General features: G+C 59.6%; 25 protein-coding genes. 14 read left to right on the top strand and 11 right to left on the bottom strand.

Annotated features, from left to right (window positions below; all coding sequences use genetic code 11):
* Positions 1 to 23: 23 nt before the first annotated feature.
* Positions 24 to 641 (bottom strand): PilZ domain-containing protein, encoded by a 618-nt coding sequence (locus tag Q1K31_RS13100; protein ID WP_300380320.1) that lies wholly within the window; start codon positions 639 to 641, stop codon positions 24 to 26.
* A 140-nt stretch (positions 642 to 781) separates the two neighbouring features.
* On the opposite strand from Q1K31_RS13100, the gene Q1K31_RS13095 reads away from it, so the two are divergent.
* Positions 782 to 2,425: a choline dehydrogenase gene (locus tag Q1K31_RS13095; protein ID WP_300380317.1), complete on the top strand. Its 1,644-nt coding sequence runs from the start codon at positions 782 to 784 to the stop codon at positions 2,423 to 2,425.
* On the opposite strand, the gene Q1K31_RS13090 is transcribed toward Q1K31_RS13095, so the two are convergent.
* Positions 2,422 to 2,961 (bottom strand): GYF domain-containing protein, encoded by a 540-nt coding sequence (locus Q1K31_RS13090; RefSeq protein ID WP_300380314.1) that lies wholly within the window; start codon positions 2,959 to 2,961, stop codon positions 2,422 to 2,424. The genes Q1K31_RS13095 and Q1K31_RS13090 overlap by 4 nt on opposite strands.
* A 153-nt stretch (positions 2,962 to 3,114) precedes the next feature.
* Here Q1K31_RS13090 and Q1K31_RS13085 point away from each other — a divergent pair, with 153 nt between their 5' ends.
* Positions 3,115 to 4,371 (top strand): TadE/TadG family type IV pilus assembly protein, encoded by a 1,257-nt coding sequence (locus Q1K31_RS13085; protein WP_300380311.1) that lies wholly within the window; start codon positions 3,115 to 3,117, stop codon positions 4,369 to 4,371.
* 10 nt (positions 4,372 to 4,381) lie between these two features.
* Here the strand turns inward: Q1K31_RS13085 and Q1K31_RS13080 are convergent, their stop codons facing one another.
* From Q1K31_RS13080 to Q1K31_RS13070, 3 genes are read right to left on the bottom strand one after another with little or no spacing between them, the layout of a single operon-like run.
* Positions 4,382 to 7,510, bottom strand: a complete 3,129-nt coding sequence (locus tag Q1K31_RS13080; RefSeq protein ID WP_300380308.1) for an efflux RND transporter permease subunit — start codon at positions 7,508 to 7,510, stop codon at positions 4,382 to 4,384.
* 6 nt (positions 7,511 to 7,516) lie between these two features.
* Positions 7,517 to 8,692: an efflux RND transporter periplasmic adaptor subunit gene (locus Q1K31_RS13075; RefSeq protein WP_300380305.1), complete on the bottom strand. Its 1,176-nt coding sequence runs from the start codon at positions 8,690 to 8,692 to the stop codon at positions 7,517 to 7,519.
* A 22-nt stretch (positions 8,693 to 8,714) separates the two neighbouring features.
* Positions 8,715 to 9,377 carry a TetR/AcrR family transcriptional regulator gene (locus tag Q1K31_RS13070; protein ID WP_300380302.1) on the bottom strand — a complete coding sequence of 221 codons (663 nt, stop codon included), beginning with the start codon at positions 9,375 to 9,377 and terminating at the stop codon, positions 8,715 to 8,717.
* 184 nt (positions 9,378 to 9,561) lie between these two features.
* On the opposite strand from Q1K31_RS13070, the gene Q1K31_RS13065 reads away from it, so the two are divergent.
* Positions 9,562 to 10,194, top strand: a complete 633-nt coding sequence (locus Q1K31_RS13065) for a nitroreductase (protein WP_300380299.1) — start codon at positions 9,562 to 9,564, stop codon at positions 10,192 to 10,194.
* A 43-nt stretch (positions 10,195 to 10,237) separates the two neighbouring features.
* On the top strand, positions 10,238 to 11,446 hold the full coding sequence (locus tag Q1K31_RS13060) for a nitrate/nitrite transporter (RefSeq protein ID WP_300380296.1): 1,209 nt from the start codon (positions 10,238 to 10,240) through the stop codon (positions 11,444 to 11,446).
* A gap of 44 nt (positions 11,447 to 11,490) precedes the next feature.
* On the opposite strand, the gene Q1K31_RS13055 is transcribed toward Q1K31_RS13060, so the two are convergent.
* Positions 11,491 to 13,257, bottom strand: a complete 1,767-nt coding sequence (locus Q1K31_RS13055) for an acyl-CoA dehydrogenase (RefSeq protein ID WP_300380292.1) — start codon at positions 13,255 to 13,257, stop codon at positions 11,491 to 11,493.
* Positions 13,258 to 13,378: 121 nt separating this feature from the next.
* Here Q1K31_RS13055 and Q1K31_RS13050 point away from each other — a divergent pair, with 121 nt between their 5' ends.
* The 6 genes from Q1K31_RS13050 to Q1K31_RS13025 are packed head-to-tail and all read left to right on the top strand — an operon-like array spanning position 13,379 to position 19,111.
* Complete coding sequence (locus Q1K31_RS13050; protein WP_300380290.1) at positions 13,379 to 14,020, top strand: YceI family protein; 642 nt, start codon at positions 13,379 to 13,381, stop codon at positions 14,018 to 14,020.
* Positions 14,021 to 14,053: 33 nt separating this feature from the next.
* On the top strand, positions 14,054 to 14,908 hold the full coding sequence (locus Q1K31_RS13045; protein WP_300380287.1) for a YceI family protein: 855 nt from the start codon (positions 14,054 to 14,056) through the stop codon (positions 14,906 to 14,908).
* 6 nt (positions 14,909 to 14,914) lie between these two features.
* The gene (locus tag Q1K31_RS13040) at positions 14,915 to 16,120 is read left to right on the top strand and encodes a cytochrome b/b6 domain-containing protein (RefSeq protein ID WP_300380284.1); all 1,206 of its coding nucleotides are present in this window, start codon (positions 14,915 to 14,917) and stop codon (positions 16,118 to 16,120) included.
* 24 nt (positions 16,121 to 16,144) lie between these two features.
* Positions 16,145 to 17,089: an L-threonylcarbamoyladenylate synthase gene (locus tag Q1K31_RS13035; protein ID WP_300380281.1), complete on the top strand. Its 945-nt coding sequence runs from the start codon at positions 16,145 to 16,147 to the stop codon at positions 17,087 to 17,089.
* A 10-nt stretch (positions 17,090 to 17,099) separates the two neighbouring features.
* The gene (locus Q1K31_RS13030) at positions 17,100 to 17,705 is read left to right on the top strand and encodes an FMN-binding negative transcriptional regulator (RefSeq protein WP_300380279.1); all 606 of its coding nucleotides are present in this window, start codon (positions 17,100 to 17,102) and stop codon (positions 17,703 to 17,705) included.
* Positions 17,702 to 19,111, top strand: a complete 1,410-nt coding sequence (locus tag Q1K31_RS13025; RefSeq protein WP_300380276.1) for an FAD-binding oxidoreductase — start codon at positions 17,702 to 17,704, stop codon at positions 19,109 to 19,111. Before Q1K31_RS13030 ends, Q1K31_RS13025 begins: the two co-directional genes overlap by 4 nt.
* A gap of 107 nt (positions 19,112 to 19,218) precedes the next feature.
* Here the strand turns inward: Q1K31_RS13025 and Q1K31_RS13020 are convergent, their stop codons facing one another.
* Positions 19,219 to 19,764: a cupin domain-containing protein gene (locus Q1K31_RS13020; protein ID WP_300380274.1), complete on the bottom strand. Its 546-nt coding sequence runs from the start codon at positions 19,762 to 19,764 to the stop codon at positions 19,219 to 19,221.
* Positions 19,765 to 19,990: 226 nt separating this feature from the next.
* On the opposite strand from Q1K31_RS13020, the gene Q1K31_RS13015 reads away from it, so the two are divergent.
* Positions 19,991 to 20,887: an acyl-CoA desaturase gene (locus Q1K31_RS13015; protein WP_300380271.1), complete on the top strand. Its 897-nt coding sequence runs from the start codon at positions 19,991 to 19,993 to the stop codon at positions 20,885 to 20,887.
* A gap of 11 nt (positions 20,888 to 20,898) precedes the next feature.
* A complete protein-coding gene (locus Q1K31_RS13010) occupies positions 20,899 to 21,474 on the top strand; it encodes an NUDIX domain-containing protein (RefSeq protein ID WP_367187587.1) in 576 nt (191 codons plus the stop codon).
* Positions 21,475 to 21,480: 6 nt separating this feature from the next.
* Here Q1K31_RS13010 and Q1K31_RS13005 read toward each other — a convergent pair whose 3' ends face one another.
* The 4 genes from Q1K31_RS13005 to Q1K31_RS12990 form a co-directional block, all read right to left on the bottom strand.
* Positions 21,481 to 21,816, bottom strand: coding sequence for a YegP family protein (locus Q1K31_RS13005; protein WP_300380267.1), 336 nt, complete (start codon positions 21,814 to 21,816; stop codon positions 21,481 to 21,483).
* 99 nt (positions 21,817 to 21,915) lie between these two features.
* Positions 21,916 to 22,074 (bottom strand): hypothetical protein, encoded by a 159-nt coding sequence (locus Q1K31_RS13000; RefSeq protein WP_300380264.1) that lies wholly within the window; start codon positions 22,072 to 22,074, stop codon positions 21,916 to 21,918.
* The gene (gene cydB / locus Q1K31_RS12995; RefSeq protein WP_300380261.1) at positions 22,067 to 23,101 is read right to left on the bottom strand and encodes a cytochrome d ubiquinol oxidase subunit II; all 1,035 of its coding nucleotides are present in this window, start codon (positions 23,099 to 23,101) and stop codon (positions 22,067 to 22,069) included. Before cydB ends, Q1K31_RS13000 begins: the two co-directional genes overlap by 8 nt.
* Positions 23,102 to 23,113: 12 nt before the next feature.
* Positions 23,114 to 24,532: a cytochrome ubiquinol oxidase subunit I gene (locus Q1K31_RS12990; RefSeq protein ID WP_300380258.1), complete on the bottom strand. Its 1,419-nt coding sequence runs from the start codon at positions 24,530 to 24,532 to the stop codon at positions 23,114 to 23,116.
* A gap of 141 nt (positions 24,533 to 24,673) precedes the next feature.
* Here Q1K31_RS12990 and Q1K31_RS12985 point away from each other — a divergent pair, with 141 nt between their 5' ends.
* Together Q1K31_RS12985 and Q1K31_RS12980 are read left to right on the top strand one after the other, a co-directional pair.
* Entirely contained in the window at positions 24,674 to 25,402 is a 729-nt protein-coding gene (locus tag Q1K31_RS12985; protein WP_300380255.1) for a hypothetical protein, read from the top strand.
* Between the two features lie 61 nt (positions 25,403 to 25,463).
* Positions 25,464 to 26,102, top strand: a complete 639-nt coding sequence (locus Q1K31_RS12980) for an HAD family hydrolase (RefSeq protein ID WP_300380252.1) — start codon at positions 25,464 to 25,466, stop codon at positions 26,100 to 26,102.
* Positions 26,103 to 26,256: the final 154 nt, after the last annotated feature.

Raw genomic sequence — 26,256 nt, 5'->3', positions numbered from 1 at the left:
GGTTCAAGGCCTGAATGCGATTATCAGCTTTCGCCCTTGTGAACATAACGGATGGCAAAGCCGTTTTGCAGCGTACGTACGACCTCGCCGCGCAGGTTGCCGACCGTTATGATTTCGCCGACTGGCGGAGCAGGACCATCAGCTTCGAAGGCTGCCCCGGACAAGGATATATCGATCGTCCGGCATTGCAGGACACGGCCGTCGGCCCGTGTAACCAGCGCGGGTCCACCGGCAGCATGGCGTGGCGACTCACGCTCGTCATCAAGGCCGAGTTCCTTGTAGTTCGCCAGCCACGTCAGACGGTCGGCAATCTTGTCACGCTTGCGCGGCGTGACATTGAATTTCACCGCAAAGCCATTCGCCGTCTGGCGTACGACTTTCGCTTCCAGCCGGCCCAGATCATCAAGATAACAGATCACCGGCGTATCGACTTCTGGCTGGTCATGCGCGATCAGTTCGGCACCGCCACAGGAAATATTGCGGGTGAGAAGCCCGTGGTCTTCCGCACCTTCGCTCAGGAAGCGCCCACTCAATTCCAGGTTCACACGCACATTCGCCCGGCGATCCTTGTGTAGATCAAAGCGTGCCAGCGGTTGCATTCGAGGCCGGGGCTTGGCTTGCAAGGTCGCGCTCCATTGCATGAGGCCTCATCAGGGCCGGGACGCATGAAATTATAAAGCTATCCACGTGTCGTTCATAAATGGTTGAAGGATTCTGTAAAACTGACACTATCGTCATGTTTTGAAACAAGACCATAAACCGGGAAGTGAAGCGTCCAGCCATGAGTACAAAAGAAAGCTATGATTACATTATCGTCGGGGCCGGCAGTGCAGGATGCGTTCTTGCCAACAGGCTGAGCGCAAATCCGGATATTTCGGTCTGCCTGATCGAGGCCGGCGGCAAGGACAAGAGCCTGATGGTACGTATGCCGGCCGGTGTCGGCAGCCTGATCAAGGAAGCCAACCCGCACAATTGGGGCTTCTATACGAGCCCTCAGGAACACATGAACGGACGCAAGCTCTGGTGGCCACGTGGCAAGGGCTGGGGCGGTTCTTCCTCGATCAACGGCATGATCTATATTCGCGGCCACGCACGCGACTATGACCAGTGGCGTCAGTCCGGCCTTACCGGCTGGGGGTATAGCGATGTCCTGCCTTATTTCCGCCGGTCGGAAGGCTATCGCGGAGAGACGTCAGTCCACCACGGGACCGAAGGCCCGCTGGCAGTCGAGGAAAGCCCGCTCGACTCAGTCTCCTACAATGCCTTCATCAAGGCCGGGGAGCAGGCCGGCCACCCCGTCACGAGAGACTTCAATGGCGCCCAGCAGGAAGGCATGGGCCCGTATCAGCGCACAATCAATGATGGCGAACGCTGGAGCACGTCATTTGCCTTTCTGCGCCCCGTCATGAATGAGCGTACAAATCTGACCGTTCGCTCAACAGCGCTGGTCAACCGTATCCTGACCCGGAATGGCCGCGCCCATGGCGTGGAAGTGGCCGACAGCAAGGGCGGCGAAGCCCAGACGATTGAAGCACGCCACGAAGTCATCCTGTGCGCCGGTGCCGTCCAGTCTCCGCAGATCCTCAAGCTTTCCGGGATCGGCCCGGCTGAGGAACTCAGACAGCACGATATTCCTGTCGTCGCCGATGTCCCTGATATCGGGGCAAACCTGCAAGACCATCTTGATGTTACGGTCATCAACAAGATGACACAGAAGCTCTCTGCCTATTCCCAGCAGGCCGGGTTGAAGAAGATCGGCGTTGGCCTGAACTACCTCTTGCGCAAGAAAGGGCCGGGGCGGGACAATTTCCTCCAGGCGGGCGCTTTCCTGAAATCACGCGAAGGTCTCGACCGCCCGGACCTCCAGCTCCACTATGTCAATGCCATCATGATCGAGCATGGCCGCCAGCAAGTAAATGCCGACGGCTTCACGATCCATGCCTGCCAGCTACGGCCTGAAAGCCGGGGCACCGTGACGCTTGCCAGCAGTGATCCGTTCGATCACCCCATCATCGACCCGAACTATCTCGCGACCGAAGAAGATCGCCGGGCCATGCGTGAAGGCGTGAAGATGTGCCGTGACATTGCCAGCCAGGAAGCTTTTGGCGCGTTGCGCGGCGAGGAGCTTCTTCCAGGCACCGATGTCCGCAGCGATGAACAGATTGATGCTTTCATCCGGGAAACCGGCGAGACGATCTATCACCCTGTCGGCACGGTCCGCATGGGAATAGATGAGCGCGCCCCGCTGGATGGTGATCTAAAATTGCGCGGCATAGAGGGCCTGCGCGTCGTCGACGCGTCTGTCATGCCGACCCTGATTGGCGGCAACACGAATGCCCCGACCATCATGATCGCAGAAAAAGCGGCCGACCTCATCCTGGGTAACCCGGCACCTGCCCCGGCAGAGATTGAAGAAGTCGCCTAGGCGTCTGGCTTTATCTCGGCGTCCCAAATGCGCTGGATATGCGCGTCGGCGTCCGGGCCAAGATTGAGCCAGGCCAGCCGGCCCGTGGTCGCGTTGGCGATCATGACCTGCTCGTCTGGCCCGATCGCGGCCTGTAGACAGTCACGGATCTGTCCCTGTCCGTACGCAGAACGCAAGGCCCAGACGCGTGGCATGACATCGGCGAACTTGCCCAGACTGTTAAGCACTTCGACAAGCTGTATCGGCAGTGTTTCATCGAGCTGCGCAACAATCAGGTAATTGGCCGGGTCGCCCGCTGCATCGGAAGCTTTGGCACCGGTCTCCTCGAACAGGAAAGACAGGGCTTTGTGTGTAGAGGCGGGACGGAATACATCCGGCTTTTCCGTTTCCACCAGCGTGTTCGGTCCGATGCGTCTTTCACGACGGAAGGTTTGCATCTGCCCCAGCGTGTAAGGCCCATAGACCCTGTCATTCACCTTTACCCGCCACCTCGGCGGATCAATGTCTCCAAGGTGAAGCGCCTCCTCATGTGACATGACCCGGCTTTCCATATTGAATCAGGTTTTCAACTGGCAAGCCTGCCGCGAATGGGTAAAATTTCAATCAAATTTACGCGCCTGTCTTTCCAACCTGTAAAAGTGCGCTGCCTAGTTTCCGGACAGTTTTCAGACCGGCAAATGGGGGCTTCCATGTCGCATGCTTCCCGATCATGGCCCGGCACGACAGGCCATACTATCAAGACACTTGCAGAACGCCTGCAGCGCTCACGCAATGGCAGTACGGCAATGATCTTTGCCCTGCTCGCGGTGCCTGTCGTCGGGATAGTCGGCTTTTCCGTCGACATGACTCGCAGCTCAAATGCAAAGGCCGATTTGAGGGCGGCTCTAGATGCCAGTCTCCTCTCTGCCGCTCACGAGAAAAAAGACGGCTTCCAACAGGTCGCTGAAACATATTTCACATCGAATGCAGCAGATATGTCGTCGCACTCGCCCAAGGCGCAGTTCCGCGTCGAGGAGACGGAGAAGGGTCTCGTCTATCATGGTACGGCCACTGCAGAGGTCAGCTCGACCTTTTCCTCCCTTCTGGGCGTCGGCAGCTTTCCGCTGCGCATGAAAGCCTCTGTGACAATACCCAAGAAGACAGGCGATAATTGTATCTGGGTGATGGACGAGAGCGCCAATCACGCCCTCACCTTCAACGCGCAGGCAACCGTTTCCGCGCCTGGCTGCTCCATCCAGGTTCAGTCACGCAACAAGCATGCAGCCAGCTTCAGCTCCAATATCGACATCGATTTCGCATCGATCTGCGTCGCTGGTGAAGGCGTAACGAATAACTATGGTCCGATTGAAGGCTTGGAAACCTCGTGCCAGACCGAACCCGATCCCTTCGCCGCGACAATGCCCGCCATATCGCCCGGCAGCTGCGACTACACCAGCAAGAACTACAATGGCGGCAACGTCACCCTGCATCCGGGCACATATTGCGGCCACATGAACTTCAATAATGGAACGAATGTGACATTCGAACCCGGCCTCTACGTGCTGAATGGCGCGAAGTGGAACGTGAATGGTGGCCAGTGGGATGGCGAAGGCATCAGTTTCTATTTCCACACCCGCAAGTCGGGTATTCAGTTCAACAGTGCTGTCACCTCTGGGCTCACACCACCGGCAAATGGGCCGTATGAAGGCCTCATGATGTTCGAGGCGCCGGGCCTGAAGAAATCCAACTTCATTTTCAACGACTCCAAGGACTTCCAGATCGAGGGGCTTGTCTACCTGCCGAGCCGTGACGCCATCTATAACTCGAACTCCATCTGGCGTGCCCGCGAGATGACCATGGTGTTCAACACGCTGAAACTGAACCAGACCAATTGGGAGCTGACGCCCGGCGTCACCATGGAAGGCCCCGACTATGAAGATGTTGGCGAGCTCAGGGTCTCAAGCTAGCCTGACCAGGTCACTCGGCTGGCTGGGAATATGGATGCTGCCAGCCGCGGCCTGTCGTGCCGCGCCAGAACCGCTGCACCGGTTTCATTGTCATGATCCGGTATACGGATGGCGCGAAATAAAGCGCCAGCAGGGCTGATCCCGCAACGCCGCCCGCAATCGCCGTGGCCAGCGGCAGCCAGAAGACATCCCCTGTCAGGATGATCGGCACGAACCCGCCCATCGTCGTCAGCGTCGTCGCCACGATATGACGGGTAGCGGCAACCACGACCTCGCGCTGGGCAATGATATCATCACGCCGGGCCGCCTCGTTCCCCTGCAAAAGGGACAACACCACGATCGACCCGTTGATCGAGATGCCGAGCAGGCCGAGCGATCCGACGATCGCATTAAACCCTAGCGGCAGGTTGAACATCCAGACCCCGCCAAAAGCGAGACCGACCGACATGCCCCCTGTCAGCAGGATAACCAGGGCCATACGGAAAGAGTTGAAGACCAGTGCGACGGCCCCCGCCATGACGAGGATCAGCGGAATGGCCAGCGAAGCCAGGTTGGTCAACGCTTCGGACCGGTTCTGCGCCTCCCCGCCAATGATGACATCATAGCCCGGTGGCGGTTCGAAACCGGCTTCTTCCAGGGCGGTCTCGAACTTCGCCATGACGGGCGATGGCAGGGAATAGGGTTCGGTAAAGCCATAGATCTGGTTCACACGTCGCCCGTTGAGCCGCGTGATCACGGCGGTCTGCGGATCAAGCGTAATCTCGCCGAGGGAGGCTATCGGCGCACCTGTGCCTGTTGGCGAATTGCCGATTGTCTTGGCGCGCAGGTCTGCCAGCCCGGCGCGGCGCTCTTCCGGCGCTATCACACGGACCGGCACTTCCTCTATGCCCTCGAGTATGGAGCCAGCCGGCACCCCTTCCAGTTCCGCGCGAAGATCATTGGCAAGCTGGACCAGCCGTTCGCCGGACATGGCCGTGGCCGCCTCGTCCGCGCGGATCGTAATGACCGGCGCGCCAAGCTGGAGGTTGCCTTGCGTATAGGTGATACCAGGCACGCTGGAGAGGATTTGCCGGGTTTCATTTCCCAGCCGGTTCAACGTCTCCAGGTTGTTGCCACGAATGAAGAACTCGATCGGCGCATCGACAGGCGGCCCCTGCTCGAAAGGCAGTGCCAGGAATTGCGCCTGCGGAAACTCCTGACGCATCCGGTCCTGGACATCCCGCACCATGGCACGCGTCGCATCGTTATTCGTCAGCTGCACCCAGCCGGCCGCGAAACCAGGCACGCCCTGCGTATTGTTGAAAGAATTATAATAGACACGCGGGGCGGGTTCACCGAGCGTGAAATTCACCATTTCCACGTCCGGATAGGCGCTGAGCAGTTCGGTGGCCCGATCGCTCGCCCGGCGGGCTTCATGAATGGTCGCTGTCGGCGGCAGCGTAATCTCGACCTGGAACTGATCCCGTTCGGTTTGGGGGAAGAACTGCAGCGGCAGGCTCCCACCGAGCATGAACCCCGCAATTGTCGGTACAAAACCAATAAGCAGGCCCAGGACCGGGAAGCGGAGCACTGCCCCCACAGTCCAGCGATACCCGTCTGTCACAGCATCAAGCGATACCCCGTCACGCAACCAGTTCTTCTTCTCACCCGGCTGGCGCTTGCGGTCGAGACGCCCGGCCATGAACGGCGTAATCGTCATGGCAAGCAGGAATGACGTGCACACCGAGAAGATCACCGATGTCCCGATCATGCCGATGAACTCTCCGGCTGAACCCGGCATGAAGGCGATGGGCGCAAAAGCAAGTGCCGTTGTCAGGGTGGAAGCAAAGAGCGGCCCGAAAAGCTTGCCGACCGAGATATCGATCGCCTCGACGATCGTATGCCCCCGCGCACGTTCCTGATCGAACTCGTCGAAGACAACAATCGAATTGTCGATCAGGAGACCCAGCGAAATGACGAGCCCCGTTACCGACATCTGGTGCAAAGGATAGCCGAACAGATTGAAAAGGATCAGCACCAGCGCGACGGTCAGTGGCAAGGCTGAACCGACCACCAGTGCCGCCCGCCAGCCCATGACGACAAACAGTACGAGAAACACGATTAGCGCCGAAAAACCGAGATTCTTAGCCAGTCCGTTCAGCCGGGACTCGGTGTAGACGCTCTGGTCAAACAGGATGCGGACGTCGATTTCATCAGGCGAACCGGCCTCGAATTCGCCCACAAGCTGGCGTGCCGTCTCGGCCCATTTATCCACCCGCTGGTTCGGCTGGATGAAGGCTGCAACCGCGACGGAGCGTTTGTTGTCGGTGAAATTCATCACCGAAGCCGGCTCTTCTATACCCTTGCGCACATCAGCAACGTCGCCGACCCGCAGGGCCGACCCGTCATCGCGCTGGAGAAGCGGGACAGACCTTATCCGCGCAATGCCGTCGAACGCCCCGCCAATCTCAAGGCCGACATTCGACTGGTTGCCCCTGACCTGCCCGGCCGGTGTCTTGGCGTCTGCCGCAGCGATGAGGCGCGCTGCTTCCTCCATGGACAGACCGGCAGCTGCCAAAGCCTGCGGATCAATGACCACCCGCACCTCTTCTTCAGGAATGCCGAAGGTTTCCGTCTCCTCGGTCCCGGCAAGGTTCTGGAAGCGATCAGAGAGGTTCTGCGCATAGCGCGACATGACGGAAATTTCGGGCTCGCCCTCGCCTTCCCAGACGAGTCCGACAAGCATGGTCGACGCGCCCACATACATGCGCTGCACATCTGGCGTACTGGTGCCGGGAGGAAGCTCCGCACGCGCATTCTCGACCTGGGCCCGGATCAGTGTCCAGGCATTGTCCACTTCGGTAGCTGACAGGCCCTCGTCGATCTCGATCGAAAGCTGGGAGACATTGGCACGCGAGACCGACTGGACTTCATTGACTTCCGGCAGCTCGAGCAAGGCCGACTCGACAGGGTCTGTGACCGTGGCCTCGATACGCTCGGCATCCGCGCCCGGCAGCGTCGTGAACACAAAGCCGAACCGTTCGACCAGTGTCGGGTCTTCCTGGCGCCCCAGCGTCAGGATGGAGGCAAGCCCCCCCGCAATGGCGACGAGGATAAAGAGAACACTGAGACGGGGCAGGCGATAGAAGAGCGTGCGCATCGCGACCTAGCCCCCGTTTGCTGTTTCGGCCGTTTCACCAAACCGGGGCGAGACGCTCTGGCCTGGCGTAATCCGCTGGAGACCGTCGATAATGATACGGTCCCCCTCCGAAACAGCACCACGCACATAAGCCCTGTCGCCTTCGTTCTGCACGATCTCGACAAGGCCAGGGCGCACCCGCCAGCCATTATCCTCCCGTTTGGCAATGTAGAGGGACCAGAGCCCACGCTGGCCTTCAGACAGCGCACTAACGGGCACCCAAAGTCCCGGCTCCTGTACCTGGCGGGACATCTGGAGGCGGACCACCGCGCCCACAGAGACGTTCTCAGGCTCAATGATGTCGAACGTACTCGTAACCGTCCTCTGGCCCGCCTCGATCACGCCGGTCACGTTGCGTAACCGCGCGCCGACATCGGCCTGTTCACTTCGCAATGTATAAATCCTGCCCGCTTCAAGCTCGCTCGCAACCGCAGACGGCAGGCCGATACGGGCCTCAAGGGCACCGGTCTCAACCAGCTTGAACACAGGCGCACTGGGTGACGCAATCGCACCTTCGTCATACATCCGTTCGGTGATCACGCCGGCATAAGGTGCGGTGATGCGAGCCAGGTCGATCTGGACACGCAGGGACTCCGCCTGGGCTTTTGCGGCATCTATCCGGGCCTGCGCGGTTGAGGCTTGTGCAGCCGCCTCATCCACACGCTGCTGGGCGACATGGCCTTTTTCAAGCAGGGTCTGCTGGCGCTCGACGGTCGACATGGCCAGCTTGTGACTGGCCTGCGCTTCGGCCACTTGCGCCTCGGCAGAAGCGAGCTGTGAGCGAAGCGCACGTGTGTCCAGAACGGCGAGCGTCTGGCCCGCGCGCACCCTGTCGCCAACATCGGCCGTGACGTCGGCTATCCGCCCGCCACCGGAAAAGCCGAGATCACTGCTGCGTCTGGCCCGCACCAGGCCAGAGAACTTCTCTTCAAGATCAAGGGCTGACTTCAATTCGGCCTGCATCACATCGACACTGAGCGGCGCTGGCGCCTCTTCGACGACAAGCGGGCCTTCCGCAGAGCGCTGGGAAAGCACGAACGCCGCAAGAAACGCGACCGAAACGGCTATCACGCCCAGGAAGAGAAGGCCTTTCAGGAGACCTGGCCGCGTTTCACGACTGGCGCTGGGCTGATGGTCTGACATGGTCAACTTCCCCTCTTGCGCTCTAACGCGCCCCTTCCGTTCCGGCTTCGAGGCTCCGGACGACAAGATCGGCATGAAAATCAATGAACTGGTCCTGGCTCATCTCACTTGGCATGGTGGCCATGGACGGAAAATCATTGAAGTGAGCGATCATCATCGCGAGGCCATGCATCGAAGCCCAGATCGATTTCGCCGTTTCCAGAAGCGGCAGATCGGCCCGGAAGTGGCCTGACTCCAGCCCTTCCTCGACAAGGTCGGTCAGGATACCGAAAGCCCTGGCCCGGTTGCTCTCGCTGAAGCCGGCCAGATCTCCTGACATTGGCATCTCCGGTGCAACGCCAGCAAAGGCCGCCACATAATGATGGGGCTTCTCAAGCGCGGTGCGAATATAGCCGGCCGTGCATTTGCGGGCCCGTTTCGCGAAAGGTTCGCTGCGATCCACGATCGTGTTCACACTTTCCAGGATCCGGCCGAAAAAGGCTTCCTTGAGCTCGTTGAGCAACTCCTCCTTGGAACCGAAATACTTGTAGATAGCAGCCGGAGAATAATCGATTTCATCGGCAATCCGGCGAATGGAAAGACCGTCAGCCCCTTCCAGGGCGAAGACGCGCTCGGCGGCTTCGAGTATGGCCCCACGCACGCGCAGGCGGCGGCGTTCGGCAGGGCTTTGATCGGTATCTTGCATGATGGCTGCCTGTTTCCGGACCTGACAGATATGTAACGCGAAAAGCGTCAAAAGAAAAGGGTGTTCATTTTGTGAACAGCGTTTACTCGCATAATTTATTCATGACAAAAATATATGAGAATTATTCTCATTAAGCCGTGGATTGAGGCTACCAATCGGTCTCTTTCAGGCCTATCTAGCCGTCATGACAGATACATTTCCGACCGCACCGTCCGTTGGCACCTCAATGCCCGCCCAGCACCCCTCACAGGAGGCTCGCGACTTCCTGGCCCTGCGCCGGTCGGCCAACAAAGCCTTCATCTCGACGCCCGGCCCGACGCCACAGCAACTGGATGAACTCCTCGCAGCCACGACACGCGTGCCCGATCACAGACGCCTTGAGCCATGGCGCTTCATTGTTTTCGAGGGTGAAGCCCGCGAGAAATTCGGAGATGCCGCCGCGCGCGTACAGGAAGAAGAAGCGCCCCAGGCTGGCTTCAAGGCCCTGGAAGAAACCCGTGGCCTCCTCATGCGTGCCCCCACGGTCGTGGCGGTCATCTCAAGTCCGAAGGATGACAACAAGACGCCCATCTGGGAGCAGGAACTTTCGGCCGGAGCGCTGTGCTACAACCTGCTGCTCACCGCCAATGCCGCAGGCTGGGCCGGATGCTGGCTGACGGAGTGGATCAGCTTTTCCAGTGGAATCAACAAAGTACTCGGTCTTGAGCGTGGCGAACGTATCGCTGGCTTCATCTATCTCGGCACCGCTACCATGGACCCGCAAGAGCGCGCGCGCCCGGAAGCCACACCTGTACAGCGCTGGACAGCGACGGACTGAACCCCTACTTGCCTGTGCCTGTAACCGCCATCCGGGACCGGTCATGCTAGGCTTCCTCAGACAGAATGCCCGCTGGATCGGCGGCGGGTTTCTGCTCACTTTCTTCTCATCTTTCGGGCAAACCTTCTTCATTGGGCTGTCCGGCGAAGAGCTGCGCGCGAAGTTCTCGCTCAGCGATGGCGAGTTCGGCCTGACCTACATGGTCGCCACGCTTGCAAGCGCCATGACCCTGCCCTGGCTCGGCCGGACACTGGATTATATGCCCGGTCGCAAGGTCGCGTGGTTCGTGATCCCGAGCCTCTCGGCAGCCTGCCTGCTTATCGCGTATGCCCCGAATGTGGCTGTCATGGTGGTCGCCCTCTATCTTCTGCGCCTGTTCGGACAGGGCATGATGAGCCACACAGCCCTGACCGAGACCGGACGCTGGTTTGCCGCCGGACGTGGACGGGCGACATCGCTTGTCGTGCCGGGCCACCAGTTTGGTGAAGCGCTACTGCCCATAAGCTTCGCCCTCATCGCAACGGCGGCCGGCTGGCAGATGGCCTGGATTGTCGCGATTGCCGCGCTGATGATCTTCGCCCTGCCCGCAATACACCTGCTCTGGCGTGTGGAGCGCATAGCTGGTGAAAACGTCGAAGATGACGGCCCGGCAGAACGCACCGCGCGGGACTGGACGCGGCCCGAAGTCTTGCGGGACCCGCTCTTCTATGCCGTGCTTGCCTGCGTCCTCGCACCGCCCTTCATCGGCACGACCATCTTCTTCCATCAGGATTATCTGGTCGAGCTGCGCGGATATACGCCGCTCGCTTTCGCCGCCGCCTTCCCGATCAAGGCTGTTACGACCGTCATTTTCTCGCTTGTCTGCGGACAGCTCATAGACCGGTTCGGCGCAACACGCCTGCTGCCCTGGTTTCTCTTGCCGCTTGCTGTTGCCAGCGCGACGGCAGCCTATCTGACACCCGACTGGGGCGTTTATGTCTTCATGTTTCTGGTCGGCATAAGCTACGGCTTCACCGCGACACTGGTTGGCGCGCTATGGCCGGAACTCTATGGGGTGAAGCATCTGGGTGCTATACGGGCGGTCATCGTTGCCGCCATGGTCTTCTCCACCGCACTCGGCCCAGGCCTGACAGGCGCACTGATCGACCTTGGCGTCAGCCTGCCAGTACAGCTCGTCTGGATGAGTGGCTGGTGTATCGCGGCCTGTATCATCCTCGCCTTCATCTCGCCAAGGCTACTTGCCCGGCAGTGAACTGTCGCTGACAGCATTGTGTCAGCAGTGAGCCTGGGAAGGCACTAGGACACGCCGAACAGGGCTTCGCTTTCCTGCAGGAAGGCATCGCCGCCGCGCGTGATACCTGAGACACGCCCCGGCGCTTCAGCCAGCGATGTCTCGGCGAAATAGCCCGCCAGCGCTGTCATACGGCCGCGCATGACACCTCCGCTCTTGCGCGCCGCCAGAACACCGCGGGTCAGGAAATGCCCGCCAATGACATCCCCGGCAAGATCGAGATAGGCCGTAGCCCCCGAAAGCCCCTTTTCCCGGTCTTCCTTCATCGCTGCGACCATCCAGACGGTCGCCTCATCCAGCGCATCGGCGGCGGCGGCCACCCGGTCGGCGATCTGCACCAGCTGTGGGTCGTTCGTCTCGCGGGCCTCGCGGGCCGTCTGGCGAACTTCCGCGATCATGTCCGCCATCGCCTTGCCGTCCGCAAGAGCGAGCTTGCGGCCGACAAGGTCGATGGCCTGAATTCCGTTCGTGCCCTCATAGATCGGCGCGATGCGGGCATCTCGATAGAGCTGGGCAGCCAGCGTCTCGTTCATGAAGCCCATACCGCCGTGAATCTGGACGCCCTGGCTGGCCACCTCGACCCCCATATCCGTCGACCAGGCCTTGGCAATCGGCGTCAGAAGATCTTCACGCAGGCGCGCGGCTTCCCGGCTTTCCTCATTCTCAGCTGTTTCCGATGCATCTGCGGCCACACCGCATGCAAAACAGATCGCCCGCGCTGCCATGACGTTCGCGCGCATCGTGGTCAGCGTGCGGCGTACATCGGCATGGTGCAGAATAGGCGCAGGCCCATCGACACCTTCAGCGCGGCCCTGCTTGCGTTCCTGCGCATATTCATACGCCGTCTGGTACGCCGCTTCGCCGACGCCCACGCCCTCATGACCAACGTTCAGGCGCGCGGAGTTCATCATGGTGAACATGCAGGCAAGCCCCCGGTTTTCCTCACCGACGAGCCAGCCTTGCGAGCCATCATACTCCATGACGCAGGTAGGTGAGGCATGAATGCCGATCTTCTTTTCCAGGCCGATGCAGCTGACGCCGTTGCGCTCCCCCAGAGAGCCGTCATCGTTCACCAGCACTTTCGGAACGACGAAAAGCGAAATCCCCTTCGAGCCTTCAGGTGCGTTCGGCAGACGGGCGAGCACAAGGTGGATAATGTTCTCCGCCATGTCATGGTCGCCCCACGTGATGTAGATTTTTTGGCCTGTGACCGAATAGCTGCCATCACCATTCGGCACCGCCTTGGTTTTCAGCGCGCCGACATCAGATCCGGCCTGCGGTTCGGTCAGGTTCATCGTGCCGGTCCATTCACCGGAGACGAGCTTGGGGAGGTATTTCTTCCGGTCGGCTTCGCTGCCATGTTCGACCAGTGCCTCAATCGCCGCGAGGCTCAGCATCGGACAGAGGCCAAAGCTCATGTTCGCGCCGTGGAAAAGTTCCAACACCGCATTGGCAAGCGTCTTGGGAAGGCCCTGCCCACCCCACTCGGCTGGCGCGGCAAGCCCCATCCATCCGCCTTCAGCAAAAGCCTTGTAGGCATCCCGAAAGCCATGCGGCGCAACGACACCATCCCCTGTGAGCTGCGCACCCTGCGCATCGCCGGTCTGGTTCAGTGGGGCAAGCACGTCAGACGCCAGTTTACCGGCCTCTTCCAGAACCGGCGCGATAAGCTCTGTATCGAATTCAGGATATCCATCACCTTCAAGGCCGCCAATGCCGGCGATCTCCTGCAACGCAAAAATCATATCTTCGACAGGTGCCTTGTACGCCATCTGATGCTACTCCGGGATATGTGCTATGCCTTTATTCGACATAGGCCAGAACTGGACTGGATGCGAGGTCCGTATACGTTTGCAGTAGACTGATACCATTCATTCAAGAGGAGTTTCGTCCATGCGTTCAATCATCACGTCTGCCGCCGCCCTGGCATTTATTGCTGCGCCGGCGCTCGCCGAACAGACACTGGAAGGGGTCGCTGCAGACACTTACGAACTTGACCAGAACCATGCCTTCCTGACCTGGACAGTCGAACATAACGGCCTGTCGAAATACACCGTCGACTTCACGGATTTCGACGCAACGCTGGACTTCAACCCCGAGGACCCGGCCAGCTCCTCCATCGAGATGACCATCAACCCGATGGCGCTCGAGGCAAACTATCCCAGCGATTACAAGGAAGGCCATCCCGACAGCGATTTCGAGAGCTGGAACGAAGCCCTGTCCAAGGGTGACCGCTTCCTCAATGCCGACGAACACGGCGAGATCACGTTCGTTTCGACCGGTGTCGAGAAGACTGGCGAGTACACGGGACAGGTCACAGGCGACCTCACATTCCGCGGCCAGACAAAGCCTGTCACGCTTGATGTAACCTATAACGGTATGGCCAATCTTCCCTGGTATGGCGAACGCGATCTGGTGGGCTTTAATGCGACAACGACGATCAGCCGCTCAGAATTCGGGATGGATGCGCTTCAGGGCATGATTTCCGACGAGGTGAAAATCGAGTTCTCCGGCGAATTCCTGCAGAGCGAATAGGCTGGAACCCGTAACAGACAAAGGGGCTATGAGATGAAACTGAAGACTTTCCTGATTGGCGCAGCAAGCGCCTTTGTAATCACGGCATGTGCACCCGCCGAAGACGCACCCGCTACAGACGCCGAAACACCGCCAGCCGATGGCGAAGCCACCGGGGAAATGGACGCGGACGGTGCCATGGGCGGCGATGCGGCAGGCAGTGAATCCGAACGGGCCGAAAAACTGCAAGGCGCCGCCGAGGCAACCTACAGCCTCGAGCCAAACCATGCCTTCCTTTCCTTCACGGTCATGCATAACGGCCTGTCGGAATACACGGTCGACTTTACCGAGTTCGATGCAACGATCGACTTCAACCCGCAGGAACCGGCGAGTTCCTCCATCGAGGCAACCATCAATCCGATGGCCCTGAACGTGGCCTATCCGGGCGATTACAAGGAAGGCCATCCTGATAGCGAGTTCGAAAGCTGGCCGGAAGCCCTTTCAAAGGATGCCCGCTTCCTGAACGCTGGCGAGTATCCGGAAATCACATTCGTTTCGACCAGCTCTGAACGCACGGGCGATTATACGGGCAGTGTCACCGGTGACCTCACCTTCCTGGACCAGACAAAACCCGTCACGCTGGATGTCACCTATAATGGCGTCGCCAACCTGCCCTGGTATGGCGAGCGCGATCTTATCGGTTTCGACGCAACCGGCACGATCAGCCGTTCGGAGTTCGGACAGGAATCTCTCGAAGGTATGATCTCCGATGAGGTCACGATCGAATTCTCGGGCGAATTCCTTCAGGATGAGCCAGCTGCCCTTGAGGGTGCAGATGACGAAACAGAAACTTCAACTGACAGCAATGATGCTGCTAATGGCGACGAGGATATCACTGAGGAAAACTAGACCTTCATGACTGCAACCTCGCGCTACAGTGCCGTCGCGATCGTCCTTCACTGGCTGATCGCGGCAGGCATCCTTTTCATGATCTGGCTTGGCTGGAACATGGACGACAACGAGTTCCGGTTCCAGCTTCACAAGTCGATCGGCATCACAATCCTGATGCTGACTGTGGCGCGCATCATATGGCGGCTGATGAACCCTGTCCCGCCCCTGCCGGCGGGCATGAAACATCACGAAAAGGCGCTGAGCCGTTTCGTCCATTTCATGTTCTATGCCCTGATGCTTCTCATGCCGCTGACCGGCTGGCTCGTCGTCTCGACCTCCTATGATTTTGACATACCGACAGTGATTTTCGGGGCTGTCAGCTGGCCGGATATTCCCGGTGTCGGCTTTCTCTCCAACGAACTGGGCCATTCCATAATACTGAATGTCCACTCGAAGCTCGCCTGGGTTCTGATAGGGCTTCTGGCGCTGCACGTACTTGGCGCACTGAAACATGAAGTCACCGCTGAGGCGGGCGTGCTGAAACGCATGCTTCCGGGTATATTCGGCAGCCCTGACCGGCCACGTCCGCCACCGCAGGGCTACTTCCTGGCTTTCGGTACAGCTATTGCCCTGTTCGTCATTATTGCATTCGGCCCCGGCCTTTTCACCGGCAGCTCCAGCTCACAGGCCACACCGGCCAGCCCCGGAGAAGAAGTAACGGCAAACCAGGTCGAACCCAATTGGGATGTCGATTACGAGGCGTCTTCAATAGCCTTCTCAGGCACACATGAAGGCAACCGTTATAGTGGCGAGTTCAGCGACTGGTCGGCGGAAATATTCTTCGATCCCGACAATCTCGACAGGGCGCGCGCACGGGTGAGCGTGCAGACCAGCACGGCAACAGCCAACAAGAAACTCTACACAGACAGCCTCAAGTCTCCCGAATGGTTCGATCCATCCGGCCACCCTGCCGCAACGGTGGACCTGACGGGTTTCCGTAAGACAGAAGACGGCTACACGGCCAATGCCGCTATTACAATCAAGGACAGTACCGTGAATGTGCCCTTCACCTTTGACCTCCAGATCGACGGTGAAACAGCGAACATGCAGGGCGAAGCCACGGTCCAGCGCGGCCCGCTTGATCTTGGCCAGAAATCGGACCCCGGCGGCGAGTGGGTCGGCGAGGACGTCCTGATAGAGGTCGGTGTTACGGCCTCGCGCACTGGCTGATTGGGTGCTACGGCACGGTCCAGCATGACGGCACCCATTCTTCCTCCTGATGCGGCCTCCATCCGCAAGGCTGCAGACCTGCTCGCCGGTGGCGGGCTTGTCGCCATGCCGACAGAGACCGTTTATGGACTGGCAGGCGATGCCACAAACCCCAAGGCCGTTGCCCGGATCTACGAGGTCAAGGAACGTCCCGTCTTCAACCCGCTGATCGCGCATGTCGCATCTGGTGAAGCCGCATTCACCCAGGGCGCCTTCTCACCGCAAGCCATGAGGCTTGCCAAAGTCTTCTGGCCCGGTCCGCTAACCCTTGTCGTTAATGCCACCTCCACAACGACCGTCTGCGACCTGGCACGCGCCGGGCTCGACACACTCGCCCTGCGCGTGCCCGCCCACAAGGCCGCGCGCGCTCTCCTTCAGGCCCTGAGCACACCCCTTGTCGCCCCGTCCGCGAACCCGTCCGGACGCATCAGTCCGACACGTGCCAACCATGTCGCTGCCGACCTTGGTAAAAAGATAGATCTTATCCTTGATGGCGGCCCCTGTTCGGAAGGCATCGAATCCACGGTCATCGACGCACGTGGAGAGACGCCTGTCCTTCTGAGACAAGGCACGATTACCCCTGATGCCATAGACGCCGTCTGGCCGGGCCTTGCCGAAGGCGGCGACGAGGGCCGGCCAGTTTCTCCCGGCCAGCTCCTGCGCCACTATGCGCCAGACGCGAGCCTGCGCCTGAATGTCGAAACAGTCGAACCCGGCGAAGCCCTGCTGGGTTTCGGCACCAGCAGCAGCCACAAGGCAACACTGAATCTCTCTCCATCAGGGGACCTTGCAGAAGCGGCCGCAAACCTGTTTGCCATGATGCGCCAACTCGATGGCACACATGAGCGTATCGCCGTCGCCCCGATTCCCATGGAGGGCCTTGGCGCGGCCATCAACGACCGTCTGGCCCGCGCCGCCAATCAGGGTTAGACCTTGGGCCATGCATCCGGCTCCCCCCTTTCTGGAAACTGACCGCAGTGAACTCTTCCGGCGTATTGATGACTGGCCCTTCGCGCTGGTCATTGGCGTTTGCGAAGGCCGCTCTCATGTCGCCCATACGCCTGTCCTCCGTGGTGACGACGCAACCCTGCGCTTCCATCTCGCCCGACCCAACCCGGCCTGCCAGGCAATCACCCGGACATGCCGGGCCCTCATAGTCTTCTCAGGCCCCCATGATTACATCTCGCCGGACTGGTATGGCATCGAGGACCAGGTGCCGACCTGGAACTATCTTTCCGTGGAGGCTGAAGGCCCCGCCGCAGCCCTTGATGATGACGGCGCCGCCCAGCTTCTGGATGCGCTGTCTGCGCGCTTTGAAAACAGCCTCGCCCCCAAGCCGGCCTGGACACGCCAGAAGATGAGCCCCGGCAAGTTTGAGCGTATGCTGGGCGGGATCACTGCCTTCACGCTTTCTCCTGAGCGTCTCGAGGGCATCACCAAGGTCGGCCAGAACAAACCGGCCGATGTCCGCCAGAGCGCGGGCGCGGGCTTGAAAGCAGCAGGCGGCGACCCAACCATTTCAACAATGATGGAGCGTGACCAATGACCCGCCCACCTGAACCCTTCCTGAAGGACGCCAAGGCCCTGCTCGGCAATAAGGGCTGGAGTGAGGACACAGCCAAGCTGGAAGAGGCAGCGACCCCGTGGCGGGGCACCTGGCCCGGCGAAACGCCCTTTCTCGCCATGCCGGGCACGACAGAGGAGGCCGCAGGGCTTGTCAGACTCTGCTCTGAACATCGCGTGGCGCTCGTGCCACAGGGGGGCAATACAGGCCTTGTCGATGGTGGCACACCACATGGCGAAATCACCGTTTCCATGCGCCGCATGAAGGCCGTGCGGGGACTCGACACCCGCAACAATTCCCTCACCATCGAGGCTGGCGCCCCACTTGTGGACGCACAGAAGGCTGCCGATGAAGCAGGCCGCCTCTTTCCCCTGTCGCTTGGCTCGGAAGGCCAGGCCACAATCGGCGGGCTGATCTCGACCAATGCCGGCGGCGTTGCCGTGCTGCGCTATGGCATGATGCGCGACCTGCTGCTCGGCCTCGAAGTCGTCCTTCCTTCCGGCGAGGTCTGGGACGGGCTGTCAGGTCTGCGCAAGAACAATACAGGCTATGACCTGAAGCACCTGTTCGCAGGGGCGGAAGGCACGCTCGGCCTGATTACCGCCGCCACGCTGAAGCTCTTCCCGAAAGTCGCCAAGGCAACCGGATGGGTGATCTGCAAGTCCGCCAGCGATGTCGTCGATCTGCTCTCACTGGTGCGGGACCATGCCGGCGACACGGTGACGAGTTTCGAGATCATCCCCGCTAATGCCATCGAGATGGTGAAAGCCGATGTCGCCGACACGCGCGACCCTGCCCCCTCGGACCTGCCCTGGCGGGTACTGGTCGAAGTTTCCATGGCCCGCGAGGATCAGGCCCGTGAAACCCTGATGGAAGCGCTCGGGGATGCCATAGAAAAAGACCTCGCCGACAATGTCATCATTGCCGAAAGTGGCCAGCAGGCCGAAAGCTTCTGGCACATCCGTGAGACCATTCCGCTCTCGAAGCGGGCCTATGGCACTGCCCTCAACCATGACATATCCGTGCCTGTCTCTGCCATTCCGGATTTTCTCGATGTGACGGAAAATGAAATCCACAAGGTCGTTGCCGAGACTGAGATCGTTGCTTTCGGCCATGTCGGGGACGGCAATCTCCACTATTCCGCCTGCGAGCCGAAGAATGCCGCGAGCCCTGTGCTGGCCAACCATGCTGGCGAGATCACGCGCATTGTACACGAGCAGGCCATGGCGTTTGGCGGCTCGATCAGTGCCGAGCATGGCGTTGGACGGCTGAAACGCGACGAGCTTGCAGGCATCCGCCCGCAGGCTGCAACCGACAGCATGCGGGCCATCAAGACCGCGCTTGATCCTCTAGGTATCATGAACCCCGGCCGGGTCGTCAGCATCTGAATACCGCCGGACCGCCACGACGGTGAACAGGGTTCTTGAAATTCGGTGGATGCGTGAAAGCCTGTGGCAATGTCTGCGGACAGAAACCGAACAAACCTGAAACTTTGTCAGGACCTGTCGACAAGAACCGCCACGAACAGCGCCGGTTGGTTACCTTCAACTACCCAGGCATGGTTTGTCGCCCGCTGGACCACAACATCTCCCGGTCCGATCACCGTCTCGTCCTCATCCAGCAGGAGCCGCACCTGCCCTTTGACGAGAATGATGGCATCTAACGTGTCCGTCTTGTGCATGGCCGGGTGACGGCTTGTATCGGGCTGGTGCTCGCCTGCTCCCATCTCGACAAAGGCTGCACGGGTAATTTCGCGCATCTTTTCCGGCGGTACACCTTCAGGCGACGGCTCTATGGCAAACCAGCGAATCTTTACGCCACCTTTCGGCGGAGACAGCTGCGGCTTGCCGGCCCCGCGATCGGCCGCGTCCAGGGTATCGACCGGTCCGGTGGTGTCGTCGGTCCAGATTTCGAACAGGCCGCCAAGTTCGCCGGTGCGAAATTCGTCGGCCTGTGCTGCGTCTATCATGATATACGACCGGCCCTCGGCGTTTTCCCCAGTCACAATACGCCGCAGCTTGAAACCATCCTGGTCAGCCATTTTCATCTCCCTCAATTATTCTCTTTCAGGAAAAGTGACACATAAGCAGTCGCTTGTCTCGCACCCTTCAGGCATCCCCCCTGCGCAGGATGTTCTCACGTTTCTGTCAGAATACAGCCACGCGAACACATTGCCTCTTTTCCGCCTTGAAAATCATTCTTAAGAATCTTCTATACGGTTAAGGTCAAGAATGATCCTTAAGCCAGAGAGGCCTCCGGAGGAGTTGATGCCAAAAATCCCGCGCTCACTAGCGATCCCCAAGAACTGGACGACATTCAACTTCGCGAGCTTCTTCGCCGCCTTCCTTTATCCGGCCCTCGGTCTGGCTGTCCTGATCACCATGCTCGCACTTGGCTTTGCGATTGCCCACATTGAACTGAAACTCTGGTACCTGCCGCTCTCGCTCGGCGTCGTCGCCCTCACGATTTTCGTCTGCAATGCCGGGATTGGCCCGCTCCACCGGCTGATGCAGCATCGCGCCGGCGAGATGCGCTGGCCGGCACAGGTCCTGACGATGATCAACCTGATGATCGCCATGCAGGGCAATGTGAAAGACTGGGTAAACTACCATTCCCAGCACCACCGTTTTGCGGACGGCCCCGGCGACCCGCACAATCCGTTCGAATCGAAGCGCTGGGCCTGGGTTGGCTGGATTCTCTTCCGCGACAGGAAGGACCTTACACGACCGATGCCAATCTGGCTGAAGACCCATCCGATCATCACCTGGATGGATGGCTTCTACAATTCCATTTCGCTGGTCATTCACCTGATCATTCCGGCTGCGATCTACCTCATCGTCTGGGCAGCTGGTGGCTCACTCGTGCTGACCGGCATCATTCACGCCAGTGTCGTCATCGGACGCGCCATCCAGTTCCACGCCACCAATTACGGGATCAACGTGCTTGGCCACCTCAATACGCCTAAATGGGCTGACCACATGATGGCGTTGCTGACTGGCGGCGAAGCCTTCCACGATCATCATCATGATGATCCGGTCTCTGCCCTTCACCGCCCGCGCAAGGGCGTCTGGAACCGGATCGTGGATTATAACGGCACCATGCTTCTCCTTTACGAAAAGCTGGGCTGGGTGAAAAATCTCAAGATCGCCCCCCGCTTCGCTTGAACGGCAAGCCCCTGAAAGACCGGCTGAAAAATATCAGCCACACCGTGCTTTCCGATGAGTGGGCGCGGTTGTCACGGTACGAGTTCGACTACCAGCGCCGCGATGGCACCTGGAACCATCAGAACCGTGAAGTCTATGACAGGGGCAATGCGGTTGCTGTCCTGCCACATGACCCGGCACGCGGGACGGTCCTGCTGCTGAAACAGTTCCGGCTGCCTGCTTTCCTGAATGGTGATACCGCCCCACTGCTTGAGGCGTGCGCCGGCGTCCTCGACGAGGATGACCCGGAAGCCTGCGCCCGCCGCGAAGCCCGCGAGGAACTCGGCTACCAGCTCAGCGATATGGCATATGTCTGCAAGGCCTATTCAAGCCCCGGCAGCGTTCTTGAGCGCATCTGGTGTTTCACCGCCCGTTACAGCCCGGAAGACAAGGTTTCCGAAGGGGGCGGGATTGCCGATGAGGGAGAAGACATCGAAATTCTCGAAGTGGCGCTGGATGAAGCATTCGCCATGATCGCGTCAGGCGACATTATCGACGCCAAGACCATCCTGCTTCTCCAGCACCTGAAGCTCTCCCTCATCAGCTAGGGCAAACTACGCCGTCAGGTCGCTGACCTCAGCGCCCGGAGCGTTCTTCTTCACAGAATCGATCCCGTTATCGCGCCCAGAGGTGCTCTCATAGGACTGGGACGTGCCAATTACCTGGCCATTGGTCGATTTGAGATTGAACATGTGCTTGCCGGAAGATGTTTCCTTCTTCTCATAGCGTGCATCGTCGGATGCATTCTTCTTGACGGACTCGATACCGTTCTCGGCGCTGGCCTTGGCCTTGTAGCCCTCGCTTGCAAGAATGTTTTCGCCATTGCCGGCTTTCAGACGGAAGCGGTATTCGCCCGCATTATCGGTATAGAGTTCGAATTTGGCAGCCATGTCCTGTCCTCACTGTTACGGCTTCAGGGCTTAAGTCCCTTCCTTCTGGTTGCCCCCGGTCGTTCCTGACGTCAAGGCAAGCCGGCTATTCGGGACGCTTCAGCCGATGAAGAGCAGGCCACGCAGGGCATAGGCCACCACGACCACGACAATCAGGCTCATCGCGGCGATCGCGAAGAACCACCCCAGCCTGCGCGCCAGGGAGCGTGGCTTGCGGTCTGTTTCGTCCGGGCCTTCCGGTTTGATGAAATCAGTCATGATAGGCCTCGTCTGGATCAACCTTGCCCCAGAAAAGGGAATAGACATAGCCGGTATAGATCAGGATCACCGGCAGCATGATCCCGCCCCCGGCGAGCATCAATGCCAGCGCATTGTCGCGTGCAGCCGCCTGCCAGAGGTCGATTTCAAACGGCACGAGATATGGAAACAGGCTGATGGCAAGACCCAGATAGCCCGACAGGAACACGCCAACAGCAAAGAGGTATGGCCGCCAGTCCGGCGCCTTGTTTTTCCGCATCAGGTCCCGTCCAGCCAGCACGACAAGGATCATGCCCGCCAATGGAATTGGGGAAAGAGGAAGCAGTTTTTCCGGTTCGATACTGGACATGGAAAAGCCCCAGCGCGCGGTGACGCGTGGATCAATGGACAGCGTCGCGAGGCTTACCGCCGCAAAGCAGACCGCCACGCCGATCAATGCCAACAGCCCTCGACGCCGCGCCCGGCGCTGCGCCTCGCCTTCCGTTTTCAATACCAGCCAGCAGGCCCCGAGCAGCACATAGCCGACCGCCACGGACACCGCGACAAGCAGGGAGAAAGGGGTCAGCCAGTCAAACGTGCCACCGGCAAAAGACCGGCCTTCAACATCGACGCCCTGTATGAAACCACCGAGGATCAGCCCCTGCGAAAGGGCCGCCACCAGAGAGCCGATGAAGAAGGCATTGTTCCAGAAAAACCTTGTCCGCGCCCGCACGGCCTTGTGGCGAAACTCGAACGCCACACCCCGGAAGATGAGGGCGGCCAGCATGAACAGGACAGGCAGGTAGAAAGCCGGCATCAGGATCGCATAGGCGAGCGGAAAGGCAGCCATGAGGCCCCCGCCGCCCAACACAAGCCAGGTCTCGTTACCATCCCAGACCGGCTCGATCGAGGCGGTCATGAGGTTTCGTTCCTCATCATTCTTGGCAAAACCCGTCAGGATGCCGATACCGAGATCCATGCCATCGAGCACGACATAGAGCATGACAGCGCCGGCAATCAGAATGGCCCAGATTAATGGCAGATCCATATCGTCTTCCCCCTATTCGTCCGGTTCTGATTTGAGCGTCGGCACTTTCGCCTTCTCGCTGACTGAGCCGAGAGGGCTGCCTGGCGCACGGTTTTCGCGCTCAGGCGGATCGGTCGGATCATCGCCGAAGCCGCGCGTGGCAATCCGCGCCATGTAAACCGTGCCGGCAGTGAAGATGATGGCATAGACCACCATGAAGAATATCAGCGAGGTCGCCACCTGCCCGGTCGTGACCGGCGCAAGGCTGTCCTCGGTCCGGAGCTCGCCATAAACCGTGTAGGGTTGCCGGCCAACTTCCGCGACGACCCAGCCGCTGATGACGGCAACAAAGCCGAGCGCGCCCCCGGGAATGGCAAGCCAGTGGAAGATGCCCGGCCTGTCGATCCGGTCACGCCACCACAGGACAGCGCCCCATATGCCGAGCACCAGCATGGCCAGCCCGGCGCCCACCATGATGCGGAAGCCCCAGAAAACCAGCCAGACAGGCGGACGCTCGTCTTCCGGAAAGGCCTTCAGCCCTTCAAGGTCTCCTTCAACATTAAAGAAGAGGTATGGGCTCGTCCCCGGTATCGAAAGCTCTGCGATATTGCGTTCATTCTCTTCATCAGGCAGCGCAAACAGGACTGTCGGCTGCACCGCGCGCGTCTCCCACCAGCCTTCCATCGCCGCAATCTTCGCAGGCTGATGCTCATGCGCGACCTCGCCGGACCAGTGCCCCGCAATGATCTGAAGCGGCATGAGGAGACAGAGCGTTCCCGCCGCCATGCGTATCTGCCAGCGTGTCGGCTGGCTGGAGTGCCGCCGGATCACCTGCCAGGCGCCTGCCGCCATGATCACCGCCGCGGTGGTGATGAACGCGGCCAGCATCATGTGGACATAGCGCGACGGGAAACTCGGATTGAAGATCACGGCCAGCCAGTCGGTCGCGTAGAAATTCCCGGTCGTCTCGTCGATCGCATAACCTGCCGGTGTCTGCATCCAGCTGTTTGCCGAAAGGATCCAGAAGGCCGAAATCGTCGTGCCGATCGCCACCGCACAGGTCGCGATGAAGTGCAGCTTGTTGCCCACACGCTTCCAGCCGAACAGCATCACGCCGAGGAATGTCGCTTCCAGGAAGAAAGCGGTGAGAACTTCATAAGCCAGCAATGGACCGATCACGCTTCCCGCCTTGTCGGAAAAGACAGACCAGTTGGTGCCGAACTGGTAGGACATTACGACACCGGAGACGACGCCCATCGCAAAGGCGAGCGCAAAAATCTTGACCCAGTGAATATAGAGCCGCTTGAAAACGCTCTTCCTGGTCCAGAGCCACATGCCCTCACAGACGGCCAGGAAGGCCGCAAGACCAATCGTAAAGGCAGGGAACATGATATGGAATGCTATGACAAAAGCGAACTGGAGCCGCGACAGGATCAGCGCATCGAATTCCATTGGCATGGCCTTTGTTGATTTTGTGATGAGACTATCAAACCCGGCACGTCGCGGCAAAAGCATACAGACTGACGCGCGGCGGAATAGCGCGGCTCATGAACAGAGGTGACGGGACGAAGAAATGAGTCCATTGAAGAGATCATGAACGAACTTCCCTGGCTTCGGCTCACTTTCGGAGCCCTCCTGATCTGGCTTCTTTTTGGATTGGTGCCGATTTTTCTCGGTATCTTTGATGTCTTCAGTGACGAGTATACGGCCCGCTTTTCTCATTATGGCGGCATGTTCGGGGCCGCCAGCGCCTTTTTCTCCGGCTTCGCACTCATCGGAATCCTGCTCAGCACGCGCGCCCAGATGGAGGCTCTTGCCATACAGAAGCAGGAGCTTGCACGCATGGCGGAGAACCAGCGACAGGCCCTGACACTCCAGATCGTCATGCCTTTCATGGACGACATAGCCTCGGAAGAATTCCGGCAGGCCTCGAATGTGCTTCGCGAGTATGAGCTGAAAGGCACGCTCGGAAAGTATGGCCTCCTGCGCGAAAAGGCAGACCGGACCCCTGAAGAGCAGGACGAATTCGAACTCCTGGACTCATCGCGACGCCGTTTTGTTCATGTCTTTCACAAGATGGCCCGGTTGGCCGGGAATGGAGCGGTGGCCGATGACATGGTCCGGACCGTATTCAGCCCGGATCTTGTCTGGACATTACTGTACATAGACGAACCCATGGAAGAAGCGATCCGCGCCAATTACAGCCATAGAACTTTCGAGTATTTCCAGTCTCTGTACGAACCATCCGAAATTATCGGCCAGTGGCCCAGAACGGAGGGCAACCCTGTTGCCACCCGGCTGAAAGGCAGTGCGCTTGTCTGATGGCAGGGCTGGAAATCCGCTCTGATCCGCGTAGGTTCCAGCCAGGTTCAGGGAGGCGCCCATGTCCCAGCTAAAACACAAAGTCATCGCCTGGGATTTCGACGGCGTGCTGAACGCGAATGTCCGTGATGGCATCTTCCTCTGGATGACAACCTTCGAGGAGGATACAGGCCTCTCCATACGCTCGCTGGCCAACTATCTCTTCTCCGGGCGTTTCCAGAAAGCCATGGTCGGCGAGGCGGACCTGCATGAACTCGTCGGGGAATGGGCCGCGGGCGAGGGCGTCCCCGACCGCGCCGGAGAAGTCGTCGATTACTGGTTCGACAAGGACCACCTGCCAGACACGAAGACGCTTTCCATCGTGCGCCAGGCCCGCGAAGCCGGGGCGATCAACGTGATTGCCACAAATAATGAAGTCTATCGTGCCGACTGGATCGAGGCGCAGGGTTTTGGAGAACACATGCATCATGTCTTCGCAGCCGGGCGCATGTGCCTGGCCAAACCCGACCTCGCCTATTTCCGCCACATCGAGGACAGTCTTGGCTACACCAGGCGCGGCATCATCCTGATCGATGACATGGAAGAGAACGTAGCGGCGGCCCGTGAACATGGCTGGGATGCCCATCTGTTCACCCCCGATGGCCATGAGGCCCTCGCAAAGGCGATCGGGCTCGATATCGGGAAGGGCGATCAAGCCTGAAGGGTATGCCAGTCTCTGGCCCTCAAACGGGTTGAGCCCCTGACGGCCCTGCTGAGCCCGCACCCCTGACAATTTCGTTCCTTTGGACTATATACACGCCGATCCGGCCCGATCCGTGTTTCCATGAACGGTCGGTGCCGATACACCCCTGTTT

Source organism: Henriciella sp. (genome assembly GCF_029936995.1).
Lineage (GTDB): Bacteria > Pseudomonadota > Alphaproteobacteria > Caulobacterales > Hyphomonadaceae > Henriciella.
The sequence above is the reverse complement of the archived record's forward strand: the minus strand, read 5'-3'. Positions and strand labels throughout refer to the sequence as shown.

Excerpts from the sequence above, each read along its gene's own strand:
- Q1K31_RS13005 (WP_300380267.1), bottom strand. The coding sequence starts at position 21,816 with ATGGCTGCCAAATTCGAACTCTATACCGATAATGCGGGCGAATACCGC.
- Q1K31_RS13050 (WP_300380290.1), top strand. The coding sequence starts at position 13,379 with ATGCGTTCAATCATCACGTCTGCCGCCGCCCTGGCATTTATTGCTGCG.
- Q1K31_RS13060 (WP_300380296.1), top strand. The coding sequence starts at position 10,238 with ATGCTAGGCTTCCTCAGACAGAATGCCCGCTGGATCGGCGGCGGGTTT.
- Q1K31_RS13065 (WP_300380299.1), top strand. The coding sequence starts at position 9,562 with ATGACAGATACATTTCCGACCGCACCGTCCGTTGGCACCTCAATGCCC.
- Q1K31_RS13000 (WP_300380264.1), bottom strand. The coding sequence starts at position 22,074 with ATGACTGATTTCATCAAACCGGAAGGCCCGGACGAAACAGACCGCAAG.
- Q1K31_RS13075 (WP_300380305.1), bottom strand. The coding sequence starts at position 8,692 with ATGTCAGACCATCAGCCCAGCGCCAGTCGTGAAACGCGGCCAGGTCTC.
- Q1K31_RS13040 (WP_300380284.1), top strand. The coding sequence starts at position 14,915 with ATGACTGCAACCTCGCGCTACAGTGCCGTCGCGATCGTCCTTCACTGG.
- Q1K31_RS13055 (WP_300380292.1), bottom strand. The coding sequence starts at position 13,257 with ATGGCGTACAAGGCACCTGTCGAAGATATGATTTTTGCGTTGCAGGAG.
- Q1K31_RS12980 (WP_300380252.1), top strand. The coding sequence starts at position 25,464 with ATGTCCCAGCTAAAACACAAAGTCATCGCCTGGGATTTCGACGGCGTG.
- Q1K31_RS13095 (WP_300380317.1), top strand. The coding sequence starts at position 782 with ATGAGTACAAAAGAAAGCTATGATTACATTATCGTCGGGGCCGGCAGT.
- Q1K31_RS13035 (WP_300380281.1), top strand. The coding sequence starts at position 16,145 with ATGACGGCACCCATTCTTCCTCCTGATGCGGCCTCCATCCGCAAGGCT.
- Q1K31_RS13030 (WP_300380279.1), top strand. The coding sequence starts at position 17,100 with ATGCATCCGGCTCCCCCCTTTCTGGAAACTGACCGCAGTGAACTCTTC.
- Q1K31_RS13080 (WP_300380308.1), bottom strand. The coding sequence starts at position 7,510 with ATGCGCACGCTCTTCTATCGCCTGCCCCGTCTCAGTGTTCTCTTTATC.
- Q1K31_RS13085 (WP_300380311.1), top strand. The coding sequence starts at position 3,115 with ATGTCGCATGCTTCCCGATCATGGCCCGGCACGACAGGCCATACTATC.
- Q1K31_RS12985 (WP_300380255.1), top strand. The coding sequence starts at position 24,674 with ATGAACGAACTTCCCTGGCTTCGGCTCACTTTCGGAGCCCTCCTGATC.
- Q1K31_RS13020 (WP_300380274.1), bottom strand. The coding sequence starts at position 19,764 with ATGGCTGACCAGGATGGTTTCAAGCTGCGGCGTATTGTGACTGGGGAA.
- Q1K31_RS12990 (WP_300380258.1), bottom strand. The coding sequence starts at position 24,532 with ATGGAATTCGATGCGCTGATCCTGTCGCGGCTCCAGTTCGCTTTTGTC.
- Q1K31_RS13025 (WP_300380276.1), top strand. The coding sequence starts at position 17,702 with ATGACCCGCCCACCTGAACCCTTCCTGAAGGACGCCAAGGCCCTGCTC.
- Q1K31_RS13015 (WP_300380271.1), top strand. The coding sequence starts at position 19,991 with ATGCCAAAAATCCCGCGCTCACTAGCGATCCCCAAGAACTGGACGACA.
- Q1K31_RS13090 (WP_300380314.1), bottom strand. The coding sequence starts at position 2,961 with ATGTCACATGAGGAGGCGCTTCACCTTGGAGACATTGATCCGCCGAGG.
- Q1K31_RS13070 (WP_300380302.1), bottom strand. The coding sequence starts at position 9,377 with ATGCAAGATACCGATCAAAGCCCTGCCGAACGCCGCCGCCTGCGCGTG.
- Q1K31_RS13045 (WP_300380287.1), top strand. The coding sequence starts at position 14,054 with ATGAAACTGAAGACTTTCCTGATTGGCGCAGCAAGCGCCTTTGTAATC.
- cydB (WP_300380261.1), bottom strand. The coding sequence starts at position 23,101 with ATGGATCTGCCATTAATCTGGGCCATTCTGATTGCCGGCGCTGTCATG.
- Q1K31_RS13100 (WP_300380320.1), bottom strand. The coding sequence starts at position 641 with ATGCAATGGAGCGCGACCTTGCAAGCCAAGCCCCGGCCTCGAATGCAA.